Raw genomic sequence first — 5095 nt, 5'->3', positions numbered from 1 at the left:
AAGCCGGCCAGTGCCGCGGCCTGGACCGGGCCCTCGACGACCGCGAGACCGCCGGGCTCGCCCTTGGCGGGCTTGAGGACAAAGCTCTTGGTGCTGGAGGGCTTGGCCGGGTCGGTGAAGTCGTAGACGATGCCGAGCCCGGTGTCGAGCGAGGTGATCTTCGTCCGGGCGGCCAGGATGCCCTTGCGCGAGAGGTCCTTGTCGGCGCACGCCTGCTTCAGCACGGCGACCGTCGCCGAGCCGCCGTTGTAGCCGGCCAGGACGCCCATGTCGATGGTGGCCTGCGGGTACTTGGCCCGGTAGTCCGCCACCAGCTTCTGGGTGGCGGGCAGGTCGGCGCCGATGGCCGGGGAGGGGCTGACGGTGTAGAGGAGCTTCTCCAGGGCCGGTCCGGCGGGGGTGTCCAGCAGTTGCGGGGCGTAGGAGGCGGCGTTGGCGAGGAACGGCACCTGGGAGCCGGCGGCCGCGGAGACGCCGACCAGCGAGGCGACCTGCTTGGGCCCGGCGCTGATCAGGACGGCCTTCACCCCGGCCGCCCGGAGGGCGGTGGCCTGCGCGGTCATGTCCTCGTCGGTGGGCTTGATCTTCTGCTCCACCAGTTCCAGCCCGGCCTGCTTCGCGGCGTAGCGGGAGCCGGCGGCGGCGTCCTCGCCGAACTCGCCCTCGAAGTAGACGTGGCCGATCTTGTCGCCGGGCTTGAGCCCGGCCGTGCGGACCAGGAAGTCCACGCCGTTGACCATGTCCACGGAGTAGGTGGAGCCGACCAGTTGGAGTGCCGGCCGCCCGAGCAGGGTGGAGGACCAGCCCTGCGGGAAGGTCAGCAGGTTCTGCTTGGCGACGTCGTCCGTGATCGCGCTGACCACGGGCGAGCCGACCACCAGCGGGAGCGCGGCGACCTTCGGCTGGAGCTCGGTGAAGGCGGTGACGGCCTTCTGCACGTCGTAGCCGTGGTCCTTGACCTCCAGTCGGACGGTCCGTCCGCAGATGCCGCCGGCCTGGTTGACCTGGTCGAAGTAGAGTTGCTCGCCCTGGAGCGCGCTGCGGCCGAGGGCCGCGAACGGGCCGCTGAGGTCGGTCAGCGCGCCCAGCGTGATCGTGCCGTCCGTGACGCCGGGGCCGGTCTTGACGCCGCCGCTTCCGGTGCTGTCCGCGCCCGCTCCGGACTTGGTGCTGCACGCGCCGGTCGCGAGCAGCACCACGGCGGTGGCGACGGCGGCGAGGGTGCGGGTGGTGGTTCTCATCCGAGGGGCTCCTTGCAGGAGGTGGGGGGAACGGGGGAAACGGCGGGAACGGGGGGAACGGCAGGGGCGGGGACGGGGGTGCGGGCCGGGCGGCGGCGCGGCCGGGCGAGGCGCTCCCGGAGCAGTCCGGCCAGCCCTCCGGGGGCGAGCAGCAGGACGAGCAGGACGGCGGCGCCGTACAGGTAGCGCGACGCCTCGACCGGGCCGAGCGCGGTGTCGGCCGCCGAGGGGTCGCCGACCAGCGGCAGCACGTCGGCGTAGTGCGCGAGCAGTTGCGGCAGCAGGGTGACGAGCACCGCTCCGGTGACGGCGCCCGCCACCGTGCCCAGGCCGCCGATGACGATCATGGCGAGGTAGTCGATCGACAGCGCCAGGCCGAAGTACTCGGGGACGACCCGGCGGAAGCGCCAGCAGCGCCCCGGCCGCGCCGGCGAACGTCGAGGAGAGCGCGAAGGCGGCGGCCCGGTGCCGGGTCGGCGACACGCCCATCACGGCGGCGGCGACCTCGCTGTCGCGCAGCGCCCCCAGTGCCCGGCCCGGTCGGCCGCGCAGCAGGTTGCGGGCCGTCCAGCAGGCCGCGACGACCACGGCGAGCGCGAAGTACCAGAGCCGTTCGAACGCGCCGAACGGGACGCCGAGCACCGACAGCCCCTCGGGCGACTCGTCCGAGAGGGAGAACCCGAGGATCTCCATCGGGGCGACCGAGCGGCCGTTGTAGCCGCCGGTCACCGAGGTGAGCTGGGCCATCGCGTACTGGCCGAGGAAGACCAGGGACAGCGTGGCGATGCCCAGGTACATGCCGCGCAGCCGGCCCGCGATCGGGCTCAGCGCCCCGCCGACGGCCCCGGCGAGGACGGCGGCGAGCACGAAGGCGAGCAGCGGCGGCAGACCCAGGCCGCTGAGGTGGACGGTGCCGGAGCGGCCGGGCTCCCCGGCCATCCAGGTGTAGCCGTACGCGCCGACGGCGAGGAAGAAGGCGTGTCCCATGGAGAGCTGTCCGGCCGCCCCGGTGAGGACGTTCAGGCCGATCGCGGCGACCACCGCGGCCATCGCGAACAGGCCGGTCTGGAGCCAGAACTGGGAGAGGTAGAACGGCAGGCAGGCCAGCACGAGCACCAGCAGCACCGGCGCGACCGTGCCCGGGGCGGGTCGGCGCAGCGGGATCCGCGGGCGGCGGGGGGCGTCAGACACGGGAGGTCTCCTTCGAGCCGAGCAGGCCGCGCGGGCGGACGAGCAGCACCAGGACCATCACGGCATACGGGGCGACACCGGCCAGGCCCTGCCCGGCCGCCCCGAGGTGCTGGTGGTAGCCGGCGACCAGCGCCTCGGTGACGCCGACGAGCATGCTGCCGAGCAGCGCGCCGCCGACCGAGTCGATGCCGCCGAGGATGGCCGCGGGCAGGGCCTTGAGGGCGACCGTGCCGGTCGTCCGGTCCAGGCCGGGGGCGGGGAAGGACGCCAGGAAGACCGCGGCGACGGTGGCCAGCACGCCGGCGACGCACCAGGCCAGCAGCCGGACCCGCTGCTGGCGCACGCCCATCAGCGCGGCGGCCTCCCGGTCCTGGGTGGCGGCCCGCATCGCCAGGCCCCACCGGCTCCAGCGGAACGCCGCCAGGACGGCGCCGACCAGCAGCACGGAGACCGCGAGCGAGGCCAGCCGTGCCTCGGCCACCGGGAAGGGGCCCAGGTCGACGACCCGGTCGCCCCAGGGGTCGGCCAGGCCGAGGATGTCGGGGCCGAGGCGGCGGGCCAGGTCGGTGGAGAGGATCAGGTCGGCGCCGATGGTGAGGATCGTCAGGGTGTGGGCCGGTGCGCCGGGGCCGGCCGCGCGCAGCACCAGGGCCAGCAGCCCGGCCGCGGCGGCGGTGCACCCGGCGGCCGCGGTCAGCGCCCCGGCGAACCCGAGGTCGTCGCGCAGGACGGCCACCAGGTAGCCGCCCAGCAGCAGCAGCGAGCCGTGGGCGAAGTTCATCGCGCCGGACGCCTTGAAGACCACCACGAAGCCGACGGTGACCAGGGCGTAGACGGAGCCCAGGGTGAGCCCGTTGAAGAGTGTCTCGACGAAGGTGTTCACGCGCTCTCCTCCTGTTCCGCGCGGTCCGGTTCGGCATCGGCATCGGGATCGTGGTCGGCGTCCGGTCCGGCGCCCAGGTAGGCGCGGACCACGGCGGGGTCGCGCCGGACCTCGGCCGGGGTGCCGCCCGCGATGCGCCGGCCGAAGTCCAGGACGGTGACCTGGTCGGCGATCCGCATGACCAGGCCCATGTCGTGCTCGACGATGAGCACCGAGACGCCCAGCGCCCGGCGGACCTCGGCGATGGTGCGGGCCATCGCCAGCCGCTCGGTGGCGTTCATCCCGGCCACCGGCTCGTCCAGCAGCAGGACCTTCGGCTCCGCGCACAGCGCCCTGGCCAGCTCGACCCGTTTGCGGTCGCCGTAGGACAGCAGCCCGACGGGGCGGTCGAAGTGCGCGCCGATCCCGGTGAACTCGGCGATCTCCCGGGCCCGTTCGCGGTGGAGGCGCTGCTCGCGCACCGCGGCGGGCAGCCGCAGCGCGGAGGCGAGGTAGCCGGCCCGGGTGTGCAGGTGGCGGCCGAGCATCAGGTTGTCGGCGACGGTGCCGCGGGTCAGCACGATGTTCTGGAAGGTGCGGGCCAGGCCGAGTGCGGCCGTCCGGTGCGGCGGCAGCGCGGTGAGTTCGTGCCCGCCGAGGCGGACCGATCCGGAGGTGGCGCGGTAGACGCCGGAGAGCACGTTGAAGCAGGTGGACTTCCCGGCGCCGTTCGGGCCGATCAGGGCGTGCACGCTGCCCGGTTCGACGGTGAAGGACGCGGCGTCCAGCGCGGTCAGCCCGGCGAAGCGGACGGTGACCCGGTCGACGACCAGGCGGGGCACGTCCGTGCCGTCCCCGGCGCTCACGCGGCCCACCTGCGCAGGGTGCGCGCCGGAGCCGGGGTCTGCCCGTCCCCGTCCCCGTCCCCGTCCCCGTCCTCGTCCCCGCCGCCCTCGCCCAGGTAGAGGCGGCGGACCTCGTCGCTGGCGGCGAGTTCCGCGGAGGGGCCCTGCAGGCGCAGTTCGCCGACCTCCAACACGTAGGCGTGGTAGGAGAGTTCGAGTGCCATGGCGGCGTTCTGCTCGACCACCAGGACGCCGGTGCCCTGGGCGTTGATCTCCCGGACGAGTGCGGCGATCCGGGCGACCACCAGCGGCGCCAGGCCCAGCGAGGGCTCGTCCAGCAGGAGCAGCCGGGGCGAGGCCATCAGGGCCCGGCCCATGGCGAGCATCTGCTGTTCGCCGCCGGAGAGCAGGCCGGCCGGCTGGCCGCGGCGCTGCGCCAGCACCGGGAAGAGGTCGAGCACCCGGTCGCGCTGGGCCCGGCTGCGGGCCCGGGCGCGGCGGCCGAGGCCGAGCGTGCCGCAGCGCAGGTTCTCCTGCACGGTCAGCCTGGGGAAGACCCCGCGCCCTTCGGGGACCTGCACGATCCCCGCGGTGACCGCGGCGGCGGCGTCGCGGCCGTTCAGCGGGGTGCCGTCGAAGGTGGCGGTGCCGCGGTCGATCGCTCCGCCGTGCAGCCGCAGCGTGCCGGACAGGGCCCGCAGCAGGGTGGACTTCCCGGCGCCGTTGGGGCCGAGCAGGGCGACGACCCCCCGGTCGGGGACGGCGAGCGACACGTCGGCCAGGGCGCGGACGGACCGGCCGTAGCTGACGGTGAGGTCGTGGACTTCCAGTCCCGGCCCCGGCGGTGGGGGCGGCGGCGGTGTCGGCGGGGTCATCGGTGGTTCTCCTGGTTCTCCCGGCTCCGGGTGCGGCGCGGCGCGCCCGGAGGGGTGGTGCGGGGCGTCGGGGGCGGGCGC

At 75.0% G+C, this 5095-nt stretch carries 4 protein-coding genes and 1 pseudogene; all 5 read right to left on the bottom strand.

Annotated elements, in window-relative coordinates; genetic code table 11:
• The coding region (locus tag ACFUEL_RS34760) for an ABC transporter substrate-binding protein (RefSeq protein WP_380241413.1) at nt 1-1241 on the bottom strand (1241 nt) is incomplete at its 3' end.
• Nucleotides 1238-2405: pseudogene (locus ACFUEL_RS34755) on the bottom strand (branched-chain amino acid ABC transporter permease). The pseudogene ACFUEL_RS34755 and the gene ACFUEL_RS34760, both read right to left, overlap by 4 nt.
• Before the next feature lie 19 nt (nt 2406-2424).
• Nucleotides 2425-3315 carry a branched-chain amino acid ABC transporter permease gene (locus ACFUEL_RS34750; RefSeq protein ID WP_380241411.1) on the bottom strand — a complete coding sequence of 297 codons (891 nt, stop codon included), beginning with the start codon at nt 3313-3315 and terminating at the stop codon, nt 2425-2427.
• Entirely contained in the window at nt 3312-4160 is an 849-nt protein-coding gene (locus ACFUEL_RS34745) for an ABC transporter ATP-binding protein (protein WP_380241409.1), read from the bottom strand. Before ACFUEL_RS34745 ends, ACFUEL_RS34750 begins: the two co-directional genes overlap by 4 nt.
• On the bottom strand, nt 4157-5014 hold the full coding sequence (locus tag ACFUEL_RS34740; RefSeq protein WP_380241415.1) for an ABC transporter ATP-binding protein: 858 nt from the start codon (nt 5012-5014) through the stop codon (nt 4157-4159). Before ACFUEL_RS34740 ends, ACFUEL_RS34745 begins: the two co-directional genes overlap by 4 nt.
• Nucleotides 5015-5095 lie beyond the last annotated feature (81 nt).

Origin of the sequence: Kitasatospora sp. NPDC057198 (genome assembly GCF_042670125.1) — a bacterium.
Lineage (GTDB): Bacteria > Actinomycetota > Actinomycetes > Streptomycetales > Streptomycetaceae > Kitasatospora.
Note: the sequence above shows the minus strand (reverse complement) of the source record. Positions and strands in the feature narration are given on the sequence as shown.